This is a genomic window from Aestuariivivens insulae, assembly GCF_022662195.1.
GTDB lineage: Bacteria > Bacteroidota > Bacteroidia > Flavobacteriales > Flavobacteriaceae > Aestuariivivens > Aestuariivivens insulae.
Genome location: NZ_JAKMCS010000002.1, coordinates 279,489 through 295,935, shown reverse-complemented (window position 1 = coordinate 295,935; position 16,447 = coordinate 279,489). Strand labels below are relative to the sequence as shown.

Here is a 16,447-nt window from a genome sequence, read left to right as displayed (position 1 = left end):
CTCTAACCTTGCAGGTCTAAAACATAGTTTGTTATGAATAAGGAAAACCTAACATATTTTCCTAATCTTAGTGATATAAAGCAAGCTGCCGATACTATTAAAAAAGTATCGGCAGTTACGCCTTTAAGCCCTAGTTTGAGATTTTCAAAGCAGTTTGATGCCAATGTCTTGTTTAAACGTGAAGACCTTCAGCAAGTAAGATCTTATAAAATAAGAGGGGCTTATAATAAAATACATTCGCTTAGCTTAGAACAAGCAAAGCATGGTGTGGTTTGTGCCAGTGCAGGAAACCATGCGCAGGGCGTTGCCTTGTCCTGTAAATTACTGAAAATACAAGGGACTATTTACATGCCAACGCCAACACCAAAGCAGAAAGTGGAGCAGGTTGAAATGTTTGGTGAAGACTTTATTGAAATTAAGTTGGTTGGCGATACTTTCGACGATGCCTATCATGCGGCAATGCAAGAATGCAATGCTAAGCAAAAAGCTTTTATCCACCCTTTTGACGACCAAAAGGTGATAGAAGGACAAGCGACTATAGGACTGGAAATTATAGAGCAGACGAATACACCAATAGATTATATTTTTGTACCTGTTGGTGGTGGAGGATTGGCAGCAGGTTTATCTTCCGTTTTTAAAACTTTATCCCCACAAACCAAAATTATAGGGGTTGAACCCGAAGGCGCACCTTCCATGTTAACGTCTATAGAAAATAACATGAATACCGAACTGGACCATATTGAAAAGTTTATAGATGGGGCAGCGGTTAAGCGTGTAGGAGATTTAACTTTTGAGATATGTAAAGTTAATTTACATGAGGTTATTACCGTTCCAGAAGGGAAAGTCTGTGCCACTATTTTAGATTTATATAATAAAGATGCTATTGTAGTTGAACCAGCAGGAGCCTTAAGCATTTCGGCATTGGATTTTTATGCTGAAAAAATAAAAGGCAAAAACGTGGTTTGTGTGGTAAGTGGCAGTAATAATGATATTACCCGAACCTCTGAAATTAAGGAACGCGCCTTATTGTATGCCAATTTAAAGCATTATTTTATAGTGAAATTTCCTCAACGAGCTGGAGCCTTAAGGGAGTTTGTGGTAGATATTTTGGGACCTAATGATGATATTACCTATTTTCAATATGCTAAAAAAACCAGTAGGGAAAACGGTTCGGCAGTAGTAGGCATTCAATTAAAATCAACCGACGATTTAGAGCCTTTAATCACCAAAATGAAGCAGCGTAATTTTTATGGTGATTATTTGAACAATAAACCCGATCTGTTTCAGTTTTTGGTTTAGTGTTTCAATTCAAGTAACTCCTCCTCAGTATAAGTACTACCGTTAATAGGTTTTTTGTCCCTTAAACTTTTTAAGGTTTCTAGGCTTATATTTTCAATCGAGCCATCGGTAAAGGCATTGTTTAAATAACTAATGAGGTTTTGAATGTCCTCGTCGCTAAACTCTGGGTTATTGGCCAAACCGGGCATGGTAAGGGTTAAGTTATATTGCTCGCCATTAACATGAATTGGGCCGGACAAACCATGCAGAATAACCAAGGCCAATCTTTCGGTTGACTCCGTTACGTATTCCGAATTTTTTAATGGAGGGGCTAGCCCGTCTATGCCGTTACCGTCAATACCGTGACAAGTGGCACAAATGTTTTTAAATATCATGTATCCTGCAGTTCTTGAGTCGGTGCCAACCGAGGTTTGCGTGTAGATGGCATTTTTGGAATCATTTGTTTGATTCTTTAATGTTTGGTTTAATAATTCAAATAAAACAGATTTAGAAGCATCAGCTTGGGTGTTGTAATAATCCATAAACTCGTTTTCAAGACCTCTTAAGCTATTTATAATGGCTTCTTGATAAGCTTTCGTTTCATTGTATTTATTTGATAAATTTAAAAGTATTGGGAATAATTTATCAGGAGCTTGTTGTGCCCATTCGCCCAATGTACTGGCAAGATATAGGTCAATTTCAGTATTGTTCCTTTTTAGGAGATTGTTTATTAGACCGTATGCCGATTCTATATTGTTTTCCGAAGCAAATGCTTCCAATAAAACTATAGCGTGACAAATTACACTACTTTTACTGTTGGAAGAAAGCGCCTGTTCCAATAGTTTGAAATCAAGGGCGTTTAAACCATTTAAAGTATGTAAGGCATGTATTTGGGCTATGGCATTTTTTGGGTTTGAAGCAATGGCTTTTAAAAGCGGAATAGCTGCTTTGTCTTTTTTGAAAACGAGCAATTGTTGCACTCTGTCCCTTAGCCAACCATTAGGGCTGTTAAGTAAGTTAACCAAAGCTTTAGTGCCAAGTTTATCCAAAGCAATAGGCTTGTTGTTGGGAGTGCTTTTATTTTGGCTCACTTTTAAGATGCGTCCCATACCAATAATAGTGTCCAATTTTTTATTGGCGTAGTGTTTTTGTAAGTATGGCGTTAAAAAGGCTTTGTCCTGTATAATGCCACGGTGCATATCTACAACATACAAATTGCCGTCTGGCCCGTTAAAAAGATTTACTGGGCGGAACCCTTCGTCGGTGGAAGCGATGAACTCTTTTTGTGGAATTGCTTGTTTAGCCGATACTGTATGGTCTTTAAATGTTAATATGTGCCGCTTTACCAAATTGGCTTCTGGAGCACAAACAAAGGCGTTTTCAAGGTATTGATCAGGAAATTGATCACCCCTATAAATTAATGGGCCACAAGCCGATGTCACATTAATTAAAATGCTGTCTTGGTCCAAGACCCCTTTTTGGTAACCGCGATTCACAGAGGTTGGGTGTAACGGATAGACACGTTGGTCCGGTGTTAAGGTCTTGTTTAATGTTGTGCGGGGTTTATAATAAGGGTTTTTAATAGTAGTGTTGGGCAATACATAATCACCAATAAGTTGAACGGAATTGTTGTTGTAATAAAGTCGTCCAAAATTATCTTTGGTAATGCCCCACTGCCCTCGAAAAGAGGTGGGTTCCTTAATCCATTTTCCGTTTTTCATTTGATATCGGAAATTCGATTTGGCATTATAGATCCAATTGTCAATATGCATCATTAAGCCGTTGGGCTGGTGTTCAACATTGCCACCATCGGCATATAAGGAGTCGACCAATATTTTATTAACGGGTTTGTCGTTTTCTATAGAAACAAACCAAAGGTTTGGAGGTTCGGCATAGAGCAGGCCACCATAAACGTGGGCAATGGCTCTGGGCAATACGAGACTGTCCATAAATATTTTGGAATGGTCTGTAATGCCATCATGGTCTAAGTCTTCCAAAATGCTTATGGTGCCGTTGGGCATATCGGCACCAGAATTCTCTAAGTTTAGCATGTAGCCTTTCATTTCAACAACCCACATTCGGCCTTGGTTGTCGAAATCCATCGTTACAGGAGCTTCAATAAATGGTTCAGAAGCTATGGCCTCCAACTTAAAGCCATCTTCAATTTGGTAGTTGTCCAAAGAAATTATGGGTTCGTTATAGGTTACGGGATTACATCCAGTAATAAGTAGTAGAGGGGTTAATATCCATAAAAATTTCATGCAGGCGTTTTTTGTTTTCACAAATTGAAGGCATTAATTAAGTGGCAAAGGTCTTATTTTACTAAAACTTTTTATAATGTTTAAGGCTTTTTTTGTCTAAAATTTTAGAGCGTCCCAATAGTTTAAACATTTTGGCGTTCCCCTCCCTCGGGGTCGGGGCCGGGCTTTCGGCAGTCGCTCCTTGCAGGGAGCTCCAACAATGCCTCAATCCCTAACGCAAGGGCAGGACTCCCTTTGGACATGCTGTTCAGGGTCATCTGTTCATCAAAATTCAATATTTATATACTAAAAAGAAACTCATATAAAGTATTTGAAGTTTCTATATATTTTGGTTAGAAATAGATTGTAATCTTCTAGCTAAATATTTTGAGAGCATAATAAAAATCACTTGAATAAAAAGACCTCACAGGTTAAAAAAACTGAGAGGTCTATAATGTAAACTTATTGTTGCCAGTTAGAAGGCATTTTTATGTGCTAAAAAAGGATTATTAAAACTCACGATATTTACCTTCTAAATATTGGTTGGCCTCTGCTTCTTTAAATTTAGCATTTACGCTATCCCAATGCAATGTTTGGTTGGGGAAGCGTCCGGCGATAACGCCAAGAAGAATAGTTTCGGTCAATTTCGATGCATATGAAAACGGCGCACTACAAGTATCTTTGCCTAAACAGGCATCTATAAATTGGTGGTAATGCTTAGGGCCTTCAGAATCATAATTTCGAATGGGCTCCCCTAAATTGTTTGCTTTTGAAATAGCATCAATTTCCGAAGAAATATCAACATATTCCCCATCCACAATTTTTTGGGGCAGTTGCATAAAATGGGGCAAAAGTAAGCGCCCTTTTTCACCAACAAACATAGCACCTTGTTCGGGCAAGCTTCCCTCACTGGCCGTTTTGGCATCAAGAGAGACTTTGTCTTCTAAAGAAGCGTCTTCACTGTTTGGAGTATCGGCTTCTTTATTTGACATATCCATGCCCGGTAATATTAAGTCTTCATGGTCTTTAGGAGCTCCGGGACCGTCATACCAAATCCATTTTAAAGTTTCGGCTGTATAATTGGTCTGGGGAAATTCGTAGGTCACTATATTGTTTTCAGGATAACCAAAACCAGTAGTTGCACGACATTCATTTTTAATGGTTCTGGGGACGTCCAATTGAAGGGCGTTATAAGGTGTGTCAAAAATATGAACGCCCATATCACCAAGAGTGCCGCAGCCGTAATCCATTAATTTACGCCAATTACCAGGGTGGTAGTAGCCTTCTTTATAAGGTCTCTCTTTAGAAGTGCCTAACCAAAGGTTCCAGTCCAAAGTGTTTGGTGTTGGATCGCTGCCTTCTGGTGCAGGGCCATCATAACCCCAATTTTTTGGTGACCAGGCGTGTACGGTATGTACTTTGCCAATAATTCCCGATTGGATTAATAATGTAGCCAATTTATAGTCGTAAAACGAATGTACCTGAATGCCCATTTGTGTAATGAGATTCTTTTCTTTGGCTAGCTTTTTCATGGCTCTGGCTTCAGAAACATAATGCGTTAAAGGTTTTTGGCAATATACCGGTTTGCTCATGTTCATGGCTAACATAGCAGCAGGGGCATGGGTATGGTCTGGAGTAGATATAATAACAGCATCAATATCGTTTTTCATGTCTTTTAACATCACACGATAATCTGAAAACACTTTGGCATTTGGGTGCAAAGCCTTGGCTTCAGAAAGCATATTGGAGTCTACGTCACACAAGGCAACGATGTCTGTTAAAGGGTGTGATGCAATGGCATCAAGATCTGCTCTTCCCATACCACCAACGCCAATATGGGCAGTTCGGATGCGTTCATTTATTACCGTTTTTTCTTTACACATGACTAATGACGGAGCTAAGGTTATACCTGCTAATCCCAAACCACTTTTCTTTAAAAAGTCTCTTTTATCCATTTTTTGCTATCCTTAAATAATTATAATTTTCTTATTTTGATGTTTCGTAACCATAAAGGGCTGTCGTGGTCTTGAATTGCAATGTATCCAGATTTAAAAGTGCCATATTTTGGAGAATCTTTCCATTTTCCAGTTTTTTTTCGAGTTTCCCAATCTTCTGACCAAGGGACAAATTCAAGCAGTTTTTTTCCGTTTAGCCAATGTTCTACTTTTTCTGCTGTAAAAATGATGCGCGACGTATTCCATTCCATAGCTGGTTTTACTATTTTCTGGCTTAAATCTGGTACATACATAGCGTAGTCGGCTCCTGTCTTTTGCCATTCTTCTAAGGTGGCATTATTAATTTTCTCCCATTTTAAATCATCTAGCATTTGATATTCTGGAGATACCTCGTATGGCGGCCAATCGCCTTCTTTAACATGGTACATCAAGCCACTATTGCCACCCTCAGGAATCTTCCATTCCCAGTATAATTCAAAATTATCGAACTCCTCAGCGGCATAAACAATATCCTTGCCGCCTTTTCTGTTAGCTTCTGTACGTTTTTCGGTATCAAAAGTTAGTTCTCCATTTTTTATGACCCAACCAGAAGGCAAAGACTCTCCATTATAGGCACGCCACCCTTTGGTACTGGTGCCGTCAAAAAGGTGGATCCAGTCACTTTCTTTAGTCTGGGATACGTCTGTCGTTTCTTGTGTTAAAGGTGTCTGTTTTTTGTCTTCCTTATGCTTGCAGGAAGCTAATAAAAAGATACTAAAGGATAATGTAAAAAATAGGTGTTTCATGTTTGGAAAATTTTTAAAATCCTAAATATAAGAAATTGAATGATTTGTAAGGTAAGTTGTTAAGGTTTTGTGATCGGTCAAAATGTAATTAGGTTAAATTAATTTCGGCTTAAGGTATTGTTAGTTTAAAATTCTGGAATAAAATTAACAGCCGAAATCGATTTCGCAATACAGGTTTTATGGCCTTGTAATTAAAGCGTTAAGAATTCAATATTTCTTCCAAGATAGGTAATTTCTATAGGAGAATTCAGTAAAAAGATAGGTATCTTAGCTATTAGCTTAAAGATATAAATCAATAAAAACTACATTATGAAGACGTCTTTTACAGAGATACCAGAGGCTTATAAAATCGATTCACTTTTACACCAAAACAGTTATTTGGTTAATGGAGAATTGAAACAATGGAAGGGAGATACTGCCGAAGTTTTTTCTACGATTTCCTCATCTGAAGTTTATAACCCCACCCTTTTAGGTACCGTACCGCAATTAGGGGAAAAAGAAGCTTTGGAGGCTTTAGATTCTGCAGCTTTGGCATATAATAAGGGACAAGGATTATGGCCAACAATGAAAGTTTCGGACAGAATTGCCTGTATGGAAAAGTTTGTAGAGCAAATGAAAACCAAACGGGAAGAAGTGGTGAAGCTTTTAATGTGGGAAATAGGGAAAAACCTGTCCGATTCAGAAAAAGAATTCGATAGGACGGTAGACTATATATATGATACTATTGAAGCCTATAAGCAAATTGATAGGGATTCTGCGAAATTTGAAAAAGACAGTGGGGTTTATGCGCACATCCGTCGCGGACCGCTGGGCGTGGTGTTGTGTCTAGGGCCATATAATTATCCGTTAAATGAAACGTTTACACTGCTTATCCCAGCATTAATTATGGGTAACACAGTTATTTTTAAGCCTGCAAAATTGGGGGTATTATTAATTTCGCCGTTAATGGAAGCGTTTCAAAGCAGCTTTCCAAAGGGTGTTGTTAATATTGTTTATGGTCGTGGCCGTGTTTTGGCAACGCCCATAATGCAATCCGGCAAAATAGATGTTCTGGCTTTAATAGGGAACAGTAAGTCTGCCAATGCACTTCAAGCAGAACACCCTAAAGGAAACAGGTTGCGTATGGTTTTGGGACTAGAGGCTAAAAATCCTGCTATAGTGCTTCCAGATGCCGATTTAGATTTGGCTATAGACGAATGTATTGCAGGAACCTTGTCTTTTAATGGGCAGCGCTGTACAGCGCTTAAAGTATTGTACGTGCACGAATCTGTGGTGGAAGAATTTAATGGACGATTTGCAAACAAGGTCGACCAGCTTAAATTTGGAAACCCTTGGGAAGATGGTGTTAAATTAACGCCACTGCCAGAGGTCGAAAAACCGGCCTATATTCAAGAGTTAATCGATGATGCAGTTCAAAATGGCGCTAAAGTTATAAACAAAAAAGGAGGGGACACTACAGATAATTTTATTTTTCCTGCCGTATTATATCCAGTAACCAAAGCCATGCGGGTTTATAAGGAAGAGCAATTTGGACCAGTAATACCTGTAGTTCCTTTTACCGATATTGCAGAGCCTTTAGATGATATGGCAGAATCTAATTATGGACAACAAGTGAGTTTATTTGGCAAAAATATCCATACACTGTCACCATTAATAGATACTTTGGTAAACTTGGTATGTAGGGTAAATTTAAACAGTTCCTGTCAGCGTGGCCCAGATGTTTATCCATTTACAGGAAGAAAAGATTCAGCTTATGGCACCTTAAGTGTACATGATGCCCTGCGGTCTTTTTCTATACGAACTTTTGTAGCGTCTAAGGATAATGAATACAACAAAGCCATATTAGAAGGGTTATTGGAAAAGAAAACATCTAATTTTATAAGTACCGATTACATATTATAACCCGTTGTGCATTTTGGGTCAAACCAATTCTAAAAGTGCCAGTTCGAGTGTCCGCCAAAGACGGGACATATCGAGAACTATTTCAAAGATTATAAAATTATGCAAGTCTTGGTAATTAATGCTTACAAAGGAGTGGTCTTGGGGTTTGCTATTGGATAATTATATGTATAATTTTTTTCACTGAATGATACTGTACAATAATATTGGTGTATATGCATAAATTTGAGTAATTTAAATGCATAAAATAACACTAAACAAATTTGACTAAAATGAAAACATTAAAGTATGTATTTGTATCGATTCTTTCTTGTACAATACTAATGGGTTGTGGCGGAAAAGAGGAAAAGAAAAAAGAAGGTTTCTCCTATGAAAAAAAGACCGAAGAACCCCAGAAAAAAGTTGAAGACGACGTTGCGAACATAGTTATTTCCGGGGATGATTTAATGAAGTTTGACAAGTCCGAAATTAAAGTAAAAGCTGGTAAGAAAGTAAAATTGACCCTAAGACATGTTGGCAAGTTAGACAAAAATGTTATGGGACATAACTTTGTGTTGCTTAAAAAAGGGGTAGACTTAACAGCTTTTGCGATTAAGTCGGCTACCGCTAAAGATACAGATTATATACCATCTGGTGAAGAAGGCAATATAATTGCCCATACAAAATTAGTTGGCGGTGGAGAAACAACTTCTATAGAGTTTGATGCCCCAGAACCTGGAACATATGAATTTTTATGTAGCTTTCCTGGTCATTACGCTATGATGAAAGGAAAATTTATTGTAGAATAAGTTTGTAATCCCATAAAGCGAAAACCCCAAAAGCTACTGTTTTTTTGGGGTTTTTTGTTGTAAATAATCGATAACTTGTCACTTAGTAATCTGGTTTAAGGAAAGTTATTTAAGTGATGTATAATTTTTTTCAGTGAATAATACTGCACAGTTCTATTGATTTGTTTACATATATTTGGTTTCATTGCTTATTGAAAACAGTTGCTAAACTGTGTTTTAAGTTTAATTGTTACAATAAATTATTTATGAAATGAGCCATAACAAATCTTGTCGCCAGCTTATGTTAAGTGGCAAATTACATTCCCGTGCCGAGCTTGTTGAGAGCAATGAACCGAAGTGAGGCATGACTTAAAAACAAATAATTATTAAAATTTAAACGAGTGAAAATTAAAATTTTATTGGTCATTATGCTCCTCTTTGGAGTCCATTTGTTTGCCCAAGAGCAAATGAAGCTTGAGAATTTAAATGATTTTAGCCCACAAGCCGGAAACTGGCAAATTGTTGGAGGGGTTAATGTAAATCCAGATTTGGATGTTCACGATATGCAAGAGCACGAACAGAACGCTAAAACTAAAAAGCGTAGGAGAAAGCGAAATAAGCTAGAGGAAGTTCCCCAACCAATAACTTTTACAGCGGGAACAGGAATCCTTCTTAATATAAACGATTCAGAGAAAAGAGATAGATTACAAACCAATTGGGAGCATGGCGATATTAAATTGGAATTGGAAGTTATGTTGCCCAAAGGCTCTAACTCGGGTATTTATTTTCAGGGGAGGTACGAACTGCAATTAAAAGATAGTTGGGGTGTGGTTAATCCGAAGGTGTCCGATATGGGGGGTATTCATAACAATTGGGAATCTGCACCAGATAAAATTTTTAGAGGTATTCCGCCATTGAGTAATGCGTCTAAAGCACCAGGATTATGGCAAACCCTTAAGGTTCATTTTCAGGCTCCCCGATTTAACGATAAAGGGGAGAAAATAGCCCATGCTAAATTTGTTTCGGTAGTGCTTAATGGCGTAGTCATTCATAGCAATGTGGAAGTGCCACATTATACTGGTGGGCCGATTGAGAAAAATGAAGTAGCTAAAGGACCGCTTATGATTCAGGGAGATCACGGCCCTGTTGCAATTAAAAATGTAGCCTATCAATTATTGGAACCTTCCAATGTGTCTGTTTCTTCTTTGAAATATAAAGCATATAAAGGTGCTTTTAAAGGTTTGGATGAAATAAGGGAAGTCAGTATGCTTTCAGAAGGAGAAACCAATTTAATTGATGTGAACTTGACTGGAGAAGAGGATGCCTATGGTATTCGTTTTACAGGTGAGCTGAACATCCCAAAAGAAGACAATTATAATTTGTCTGTGGGATATACCGGAGGTGTTTTGCTGAAGGTTGATGGTGTTCCGGTTATTCGAAAAAATGCTTCAGATAGGCAAGAAACACTAAATGCTACTTTAAAGCTAACAGCTGGTAAACATGACTTTGAGTTGACCAATATCAAGTTTGCTGGATGGCGGGCACCACGGTTAGGATTTACTGTGGGAACAGCTGCGACATATCCAAAAGTATTCCATACTTATAATTCGTATCCACCAGCTGTCAATAGCATTTCTCCTATTTTTGTTCAGCCAGATGCTACGCCAAGGTTATTAAGGGCCTTTGTGAGTTTTCAAGGTAATGGTAAACGTCTGTCGCATACCATTGGGGTTGGAACGCCTAAAGGTATTAATTATGTGTACGATTTAGGGTCGGGCAACCTTATTGGGGTTTGGCGAGGTGACTTTGTAGATGCGACGCCCATGTGGCATAGTAGAGGAGATGGTTCTTTTAGACCAAGAGGGGCGGTACAATGGACTTTTTTGAATCAGCCTATAGCACAACTTTCAGGTTCTAATGAAGCATTTCCTGAAACAGGTACTGCTCCAGATTTTGTTTCAAAAGGGTATGGTATCAATGAAGCTACCCAATTGCCCATTTTCAAACATGTATATAAAGATGTGGAAATTGAAAATAGTATAGTGCCTAATGCTGCAAACACCCATATTGTTCATGAAATCCGTTTTTCAAAAACAGGATTACAAAATTGGTACTGTAAGTTGGCTTCTGGTGAAATTCAAAAGATGCCAAACGGTTCTTATGCTATAAACGGACAGTACTATATAAAACTTATTACGGGCCAAACCCCTGCAATAAGGGAAGTAGATGGAGAAGCAGAATTGGTGGTTCCCGTTGATGGAAGAGCAGTTAAATACGAATTAATTTGGTAAGGGTCATGAAGAAAACAAGTTATAAATATAGAATATTAGTAGTTTTATTAACAGTTGGGTTTTTACAAAGTACTATTGCCCAAAACACGCCGAAAGAAGAGGATTATTATCGAATTACCACCATGCCAACTCCCGAAGGTATTTTAATTGAAGGCGGTGGAGTGTTATCCTTGCCCGATGGTAGTGTAGCGGTGTGTACTAGGCGCGGTGATGTATGGCTCATAGAGAATCCAAACATGGCTAATGGCCAGGCGTCCACCTTTATAAAGTTTGCCTCTGGATTACATGAGCCCCTAGGTCTTGCTTATAAAGATGGGGCTATTTATACCGCGCAACGTGGTGAATTAACAAAATTGGTAGATACCAATGGGGATAGAATTGCCGATGTGTATGAAACTGTATATGCATGGCCGTTATCGACACATTATCATGAATATTCCTTTGGACCTGTCCTAGCGCCCGATAATTCCTTTTTTGTTACAGCCAATGTTGCTTTTGACAGTGAAGAGTGGTGGCGCGGAGAAAGTCGTGTGCCTTGGCGTGGTTGGACGATGAAAATTACTGAAGACGGACAAATGGAGCCATGGGCTACAGGGATGCGTTCACCAGCGGGTTATGGGCTTATAGACGGCGAACTGTTCTACACCGATAATCAAGGCGATTGGATTGGTTCTGGTGGGGTATGGCATTTGCCCAAAGGAGCGTTTACAGTACATCCAGCAGGGTTGAGATGGACTGGTCTTGAAAATTCTCCTGTTAAACTTACCGAAGAAGAATTTTATAGTAAAATTGACAAAAGGCAAGTTAAAAAAGATGGCCGCTTTGTGAAGCCTGAAAATATAGCCAATGAAGAAAATCCAGATTTTCTATACAAGGCAAAAGAATATTTCCCAGAACTGCAATTGCCGGCAGTCATCTTACCACATGGTATTTTGGGCATTTCGAATTCTGAAATTAAAGTAGATAATACTAAAGGTAAATTCGGGCCTTTTGAAGGTCAGGCATTGGTTGGCGATATGGGGCAAAGTAAAATCATGCGGGTGGCATTTGAAAAGGTTAAAGGCCAATACCAAGGTGTTGCTTTCGATTTTAGATCTGGTTTCCAGTCGGGCGTACTACGTATGGATTTCGACCATGAAGGTAACCTCTTTGTAGGAGAGACCAATAGAGGTTGGGGCTCGGCAGGAACCACAAATTCAGGATTGGAATTTGTATCATGGACAGGGCGCATGCCTTTTGAAATGAAAACCGTTAAGGCCATGCCCGATGGTTTTGAAATAGAATTTACTAAACCGGTAGATAAGACCAGTGCTGAAGATTTAGACTCCTATAAAGGTAAAAGCTATATATATAAGTACCATCCGGTTTATGGCAGCCCACAAACGAATATAGAAGATATCAATATAAAAGGTGTAAAGGTTAGTAACGACGGTCTTAGGGTTCGTGTGGTAATCGATAATTTACGACAGTACTATGTACATGAATTGACCTTACAGGGTGTTAAACTAAAAGGAAAAGATGAACTCACATTGCACCCAACCTTCTATTATACATTAAATAATATTCCAGATGGCAATAAGTTGCCCTTGTTTGAATTGTCTACCAAGCGTTCTAGTGCTAAAAAGAAAGTTGTTAAAAGAGCAACTGTTAAGAAAAAGACTGGGGTTAAGAAAACTGTTGTATTGAGTGATGAAGAAATACAGCCATTATTAACCAATAATACCTGTGTGGCTTGCCATAATAAAGATAAGCGTGTTGTTGGGCCTTCATTTAAGGCTATAGCAAAACGTAATTATTCCAACGAAAAGATTGTGGAACTAATCTATAACCCACAACCCAAAAACTGGCCAGAATATGCTACACCTATGGCGCCAATGCCTCAGGTGCCAAAGACAGAAGCCTTAAAGATAGCAGCTTGGATAAATTCGTTGGATGATAAATAATAAACTGTGTCTTGAATTAGTAAGACTAAATTGTGCATTTAAATTAAAAGGACTGTAAAATTTTATAGTCCTTTTTTGTGTTTAGGAGATAAGGTTATATTCTAAACCGTTAATTGTCGCTGTCTCTAATTTTTAAATTTTGAAACACGATTATATTGTTGTTAACAAATCAATAGTATTATGGATTATGAAGACTTAAAGGCTAACAAATTGTATTATTGAATGAAGTTTATCATTTTCTATAGCCTAAATTAGTTTGTTTGTAATCGCACTTGTAATAATTATACTTCAAATATTAAATTTTTGCCATATTAAAATCGATGAAAAGGTTGTTCAAATTCGTCAAAAGGGTGGATTGATTCTTCGTTTTTTTGTCCAAAACAGTACCACTATCATTATTGATGAATGAAGGTACATGTTAACTATAGTAGGGTTTTTATGGACATGGTTGCTATGTGTTTAATCAATGTTTTTGAACAAGCGTAAGTAATGAGCTTGTTTCCTATTTAACAAAATTTTAATACTTTGCTTACTGATTTGTTATCTAAATCGAGTGACTAGTATTAATATCCCATATTTGTTTATCATTTAATAGAAATAAAAATAATTTAAGAATTAGATTTGATGAGTAAAAACTATCAGTATAATGATTCTTTTTTAGTAAGGCGGGTTGCAAATGGTTGTGAAAGTGCCTTTCTAAATTTATTCAATTTCTATAAGAATGATATTTACAGGTATAGCAAAAGCATGCTCAAACAAAAAGAGTATGCAGAGGAAATAGTCCAAGATGTATTTCTAAAGGTGTGGTTGAACCGTGAGAACCTTGATCCTAATTTGTCTTTCAAGTCTTATATTTTTACCATTACGCGTAATTTAACCCTAAACTTTTTGCAAAAGGCTGCTAACGATAAGAAAATAAGAGAGCGTGTGTTTTATACAGCTCCTGAATTTTCTAATCCTACGGATGCTATTTTCGAAGAAGCTTATCTTGAAAAATTAAAACAACAGGCAATAAATAAATTATCGCCTAAACGAAAACTCATTTTTGAGCTTTCAAGAGATAAGGGCTTGAGCCATGAACAAATAAGTAAAGAATTAGGGATATCTAAGAGCACTGTTAAAAACCAAATGAGCAGTGCACTGGATACCATAAGAGACTTTTTATTTGCTCATGAAAATTTAACTTTCCTGTTTATTCTTCCTTTAATTTACTAGGTTTTAATAAAGTTTATTGTTTGTTAATGTGTTAAAATTCAAACATTTAAATTTTAAATTAAAAATTTTATTAAAAAAATGCTGTTTTGGAATAGTACTTTGTCTGTTTGGAGCTGTACTATAAGTACGTAATCATAAAATTATTTATTTGCTATTAAACTAAAACTATGAAAACAATCAAATTAGCATTATTAGTATGCTTTTCTACCTTGTTCTGTAATTACTCATGTAGTAAAGTTGAAGCTACATGGGGAGACCAGGAAATGGTATAGATCGATGCCAAAGGAGGTTCGCCTACTAATAGTTTAACCATAGTATAGGTAAAGTGGTTTGAGTTTTTTGATTTAAGATGAAAATGTATGAAAATTATCTCAATTGAGATTGTTTTGGAAGAGCATAGAGTAATAGTAATTTAATATAAAAAGGTTAAACCACTTTATTAGGAGATCAAAAATTGCAGTAGCCCTAAAATACCTGTTTTTAAAAGTTGTGTTAATGGTTTTTGTATAATTTAATATAATAACATTATGAAATTAAAGATTACTTTTTTATTGATTTTTTTAGGGATGAACCTTGTGGTTAATGCTCAAACAGATCCTTTGGCGGGTAAAGCTTATCATGGAACCAAAGGTCAATGGACCGATGCTCGAGCAACAGGGTTTACCGTTCCCAATACCGCAGAGATGACCATAACGGCTTGGATAAAACCTGAGGGAGACCAAGATGAATGGGCCGCAATTGCATCGTTTTATTGCAGTACGGCACCAACAGGGACCTTAGCATTGAACCTAAAAGCAGTAACAGGGGAGACCCATAACCGGCAGTTAGGGTTTCACTGGCCGGGAACAGCACATTATGGATATGACACAGGTTTGATCGTTCCAGATAATGAATGGTCTTTTGTGGCCATATCTGGTAATGCTACCAAAATAACCATTGTTCTTAACGATCAGGTGTGGGAAGTAAATGACCCTGCACCAAGTGCAATAACTACAGAGAACACTACGCTTTGGATAGGAAGCAATAATAATTATAGTAATAGAATATTCAATGGGTATATAGATGAAGTTACCGTGTATAGCCGGGCTTTAAGTATCGACGAATTAAGGTTGGCAAGGCACTTAATTAAATCGCAAACGGATTTGGACAACGACGCTAGTATTATAAGCTACTACCAGTTTAATAGCTTTATGGATGGCACAACAAATTACATCCATGATTTTAAAAGTGGTTACGATGCTCGTATTGCAGGAGCTACTTTGCCTACAATAGACCCCTCTATGGCACCAATAGGAACCGGAGCAAGTGAAAAAATGACCATAAATGGAGCAGGAACCTATAATTTTAGTACGGCTAAAGCTTCAATGACGTTTATAGATGCTGGCCCAGGAGGTGATGTGGTGGTTACAAAATTGGATAATGCGCCAAGTAATTTGCCTGCTACCAACGCCATTGATGATACCTATTGGATAATAAATAACTATGGCGCCAACAGTTCTTTTACTGCCATAAGTGACATTACATTTTCTGGAATTAATAATATAGATGGAACAACAGTGCCTAATACAGAACTTTTTAAGCGGTCAAGCAGCTCGGATGCCCAAGGCGATTGGGGAGCGTCGATTGCAACGGCATCATCAATAAATACAACAAACAAGTCGGCAAGCTTTAGCGGAATAACCTCTTTTAGCCAGTTTTATGTTGGTAGTAGTGCTGCTTTGGGAATTTATGATTTACAGAAAAGTAATTTCAAGGTATATCCCAACCCTGTAGAGAAAGGTAATGTGCTGCGAATTAAAGACCTAAATGAAACGGCAGCTTTTTCTTTATTTGATGTAGCTGGAAAAAAAGTGTATAATTTAAAAATAGAAACAGGAAATAAGATAGATATCCCAACACTATCAAGAGGAGTATATTTTTACCGATTGGAAACAGCATCAAAAATTGGCGTTGGAAAATTATTGGTAAAATAGAATGCTTCTTGTGGTGTGTTTTTGAAGCATATTAATCACAAGTTAGTTTTTTTTGTAAAAAAATGTATTTCGAGTAGTACTCTATGCATTTTCAACTGTAT

10 protein-coding genes are annotated in these 16,447 nt (G+C 37.4%); 7 read left to right on the top strand and 3 right to left on the bottom strand.

Features of this window, described 5'->3' with window-relative positions; all coding sequences use genetic code 11:
- Positions 1-33: 33 nt before the first annotated feature.
- The gene (ilvA, locus tag MR062_RS03920) at positions 34-1,299 is read left to right on the top strand and encodes a threonine ammonia-lyase IlvA (protein ID WP_242202777.1); all 1,266 of its coding nucleotides are present in this window, start codon (positions 34-36) and stop codon (positions 1,297-1,299) included.
- On the opposite strand, the gene MR062_RS03915 is transcribed toward ilvA, so the two are convergent.
- The 3 genes from MR062_RS03915 to MR062_RS03905 all read right to left on the bottom strand — a co-directional run bounded on the left by MR062_RS03915 (position 1,296) and on the right by MR062_RS03905 (position 6,258).
- A complete protein-coding gene (locus MR062_RS03915; protein WP_242202776.1) occupies positions 1,296-3,539 on the bottom strand; it encodes a DUF7133 domain-containing protein in 2,244 nt (747 codons plus the stop codon). The genes ilvA and MR062_RS03915 overlap by 4 nt on opposite strands.
- 488 nt (positions 3,540-4,027) lie before the next feature.
- A complete protein-coding gene (locus MR062_RS03910; protein WP_242202775.1) occupies positions 4,028-5,473 on the bottom strand; it encodes a Gfo/Idh/MocA family protein in 1,446 nt (481 codons plus the stop codon).
- Between the two features lie 20 nt (positions 5,474-5,493).
- Positions 5,494-6,258: a 3-keto-disaccharide hydrolase gene (locus MR062_RS03905; RefSeq protein ID WP_242202774.1), complete on the bottom strand. Its 765-nt coding sequence runs from the start codon at positions 6,256-6,258 to the stop codon at positions 5,494-5,496.
- A 309-nt stretch (positions 6,259-6,567) separates the two neighbouring features.
- Here MR062_RS03905 and MR062_RS03900 point away from each other — a divergent pair, with 309 nt between their 5' ends.
- The 6 genes from MR062_RS03900 to MR062_RS03875 all read left to right on the top strand — a co-directional run bounded on the left by MR062_RS03900 (position 6,568) and on the right by MR062_RS03875 (position 16,346).
- Complete coding sequence (locus MR062_RS03900; RefSeq protein WP_242202773.1) at positions 6,568-8,160, top strand: NADP-dependent glyceraldehyde-3-phosphate dehydrogenase; 1,593 nt, start codon at positions 6,568-6,570, stop codon at positions 8,158-8,160.
- 269 nt (positions 8,161-8,429) lie between these two features.
- On the top strand, positions 8,430-8,945 hold the full coding sequence (azu, locus tag MR062_RS03895) for an azurin (RefSeq protein ID WP_242202772.1): 516 nt from the start codon (positions 8,430-8,432) through the stop codon (positions 8,943-8,945).
- A 380-nt stretch (positions 8,946-9,325) separates the two neighbouring features.
- On the top strand, positions 9,326-11,215 hold the full coding sequence (locus tag MR062_RS03890) for a family 16 glycoside hydrolase (RefSeq protein ID WP_242202771.1): 1,890 nt from the start codon (positions 9,326-9,328) through the stop codon (positions 11,213-11,215).
- 5 nt (positions 11,216-11,220) lie between these two features.
- A complete protein-coding gene (locus MR062_RS03885) occupies positions 11,221-13,158 on the top strand; it encodes an auracyanin family protein (RefSeq protein ID WP_242202770.1) in 1,938 nt (645 codons plus the stop codon).
- Positions 13,159-13,782: 624 nt separating this feature from the next.
- Positions 13,783-14,373, top strand: coding sequence for an RNA polymerase sigma factor (locus tag MR062_RS03880; RefSeq protein WP_242202769.1), 591 nt, complete (start codon positions 13,783-13,785; stop codon positions 14,371-14,373).
- Between the two features lie 527 nt (positions 14,374-14,900).
- Positions 14,901-16,346 carry a LamG-like jellyroll fold domain-containing protein gene (locus tag MR062_RS03875; protein WP_242202768.1) on the top strand — a complete coding sequence of 482 codons (1,446 nt, stop codon included), beginning with the start codon at positions 14,901-14,903 and terminating at the stop codon, positions 16,344-16,346.
- Positions 16,347-16,447: the final 101 nt, after the last annotated feature.

Coding starts and splice junctions, on each gene's coding strand:
- ilvA (WP_242202777.1), top strand. CDS start 34: ATGAATAAGGAAAACCTAACATATTTTCCTAATCTTAGTGATATAAAG.
- MR062_RS03915 (WP_242202776.1), bottom strand. CDS start 3,539: ATGAAATTTTTATGGATATTAACCCCTCTACTACTTATTACTGGATGT.
- MR062_RS03910 (WP_242202775.1), bottom strand. CDS start 5,473: ATGGATAAAAGAGACTTTTTAAAGAAAAGTGGTTTGGGATTAGCAGGT.
- MR062_RS03905 (WP_242202774.1), bottom strand. CDS start 6,258: ATGAAACACCTATTTTTTACATTATCCTTTAGTATCTTTTTATTAGCT.
- MR062_RS03900 (WP_242202773.1), top strand. CDS start 6,568: ATGAAGACGTCTTTTACAGAGATACCAGAGGCTTATAAAATCGATTCA.
- azu (WP_242202772.1), top strand. CDS start 8,430: ATGAAAACATTAAAGTATGTATTTGTATCGATTCTTTCTTGTACAATA.
- MR062_RS03885 (WP_242202770.1), top strand. CDS start 11,221: ATGAAGAAAACAAGTTATAAATATAGAATATTAGTAGTTTTATTAACA.
- MR062_RS03880 (WP_242202769.1), top strand. CDS start 13,783: ATGAGTAAAAACTATCAGTATAATGATTCTTTTTTAGTAAGGCGGGTT.
- MR062_RS03875 (WP_242202768.1), top strand. CDS start 14,901: ATGAAATTAAAGATTACTTTTTTATTGATTTTTTTAGGGATGAACCTT.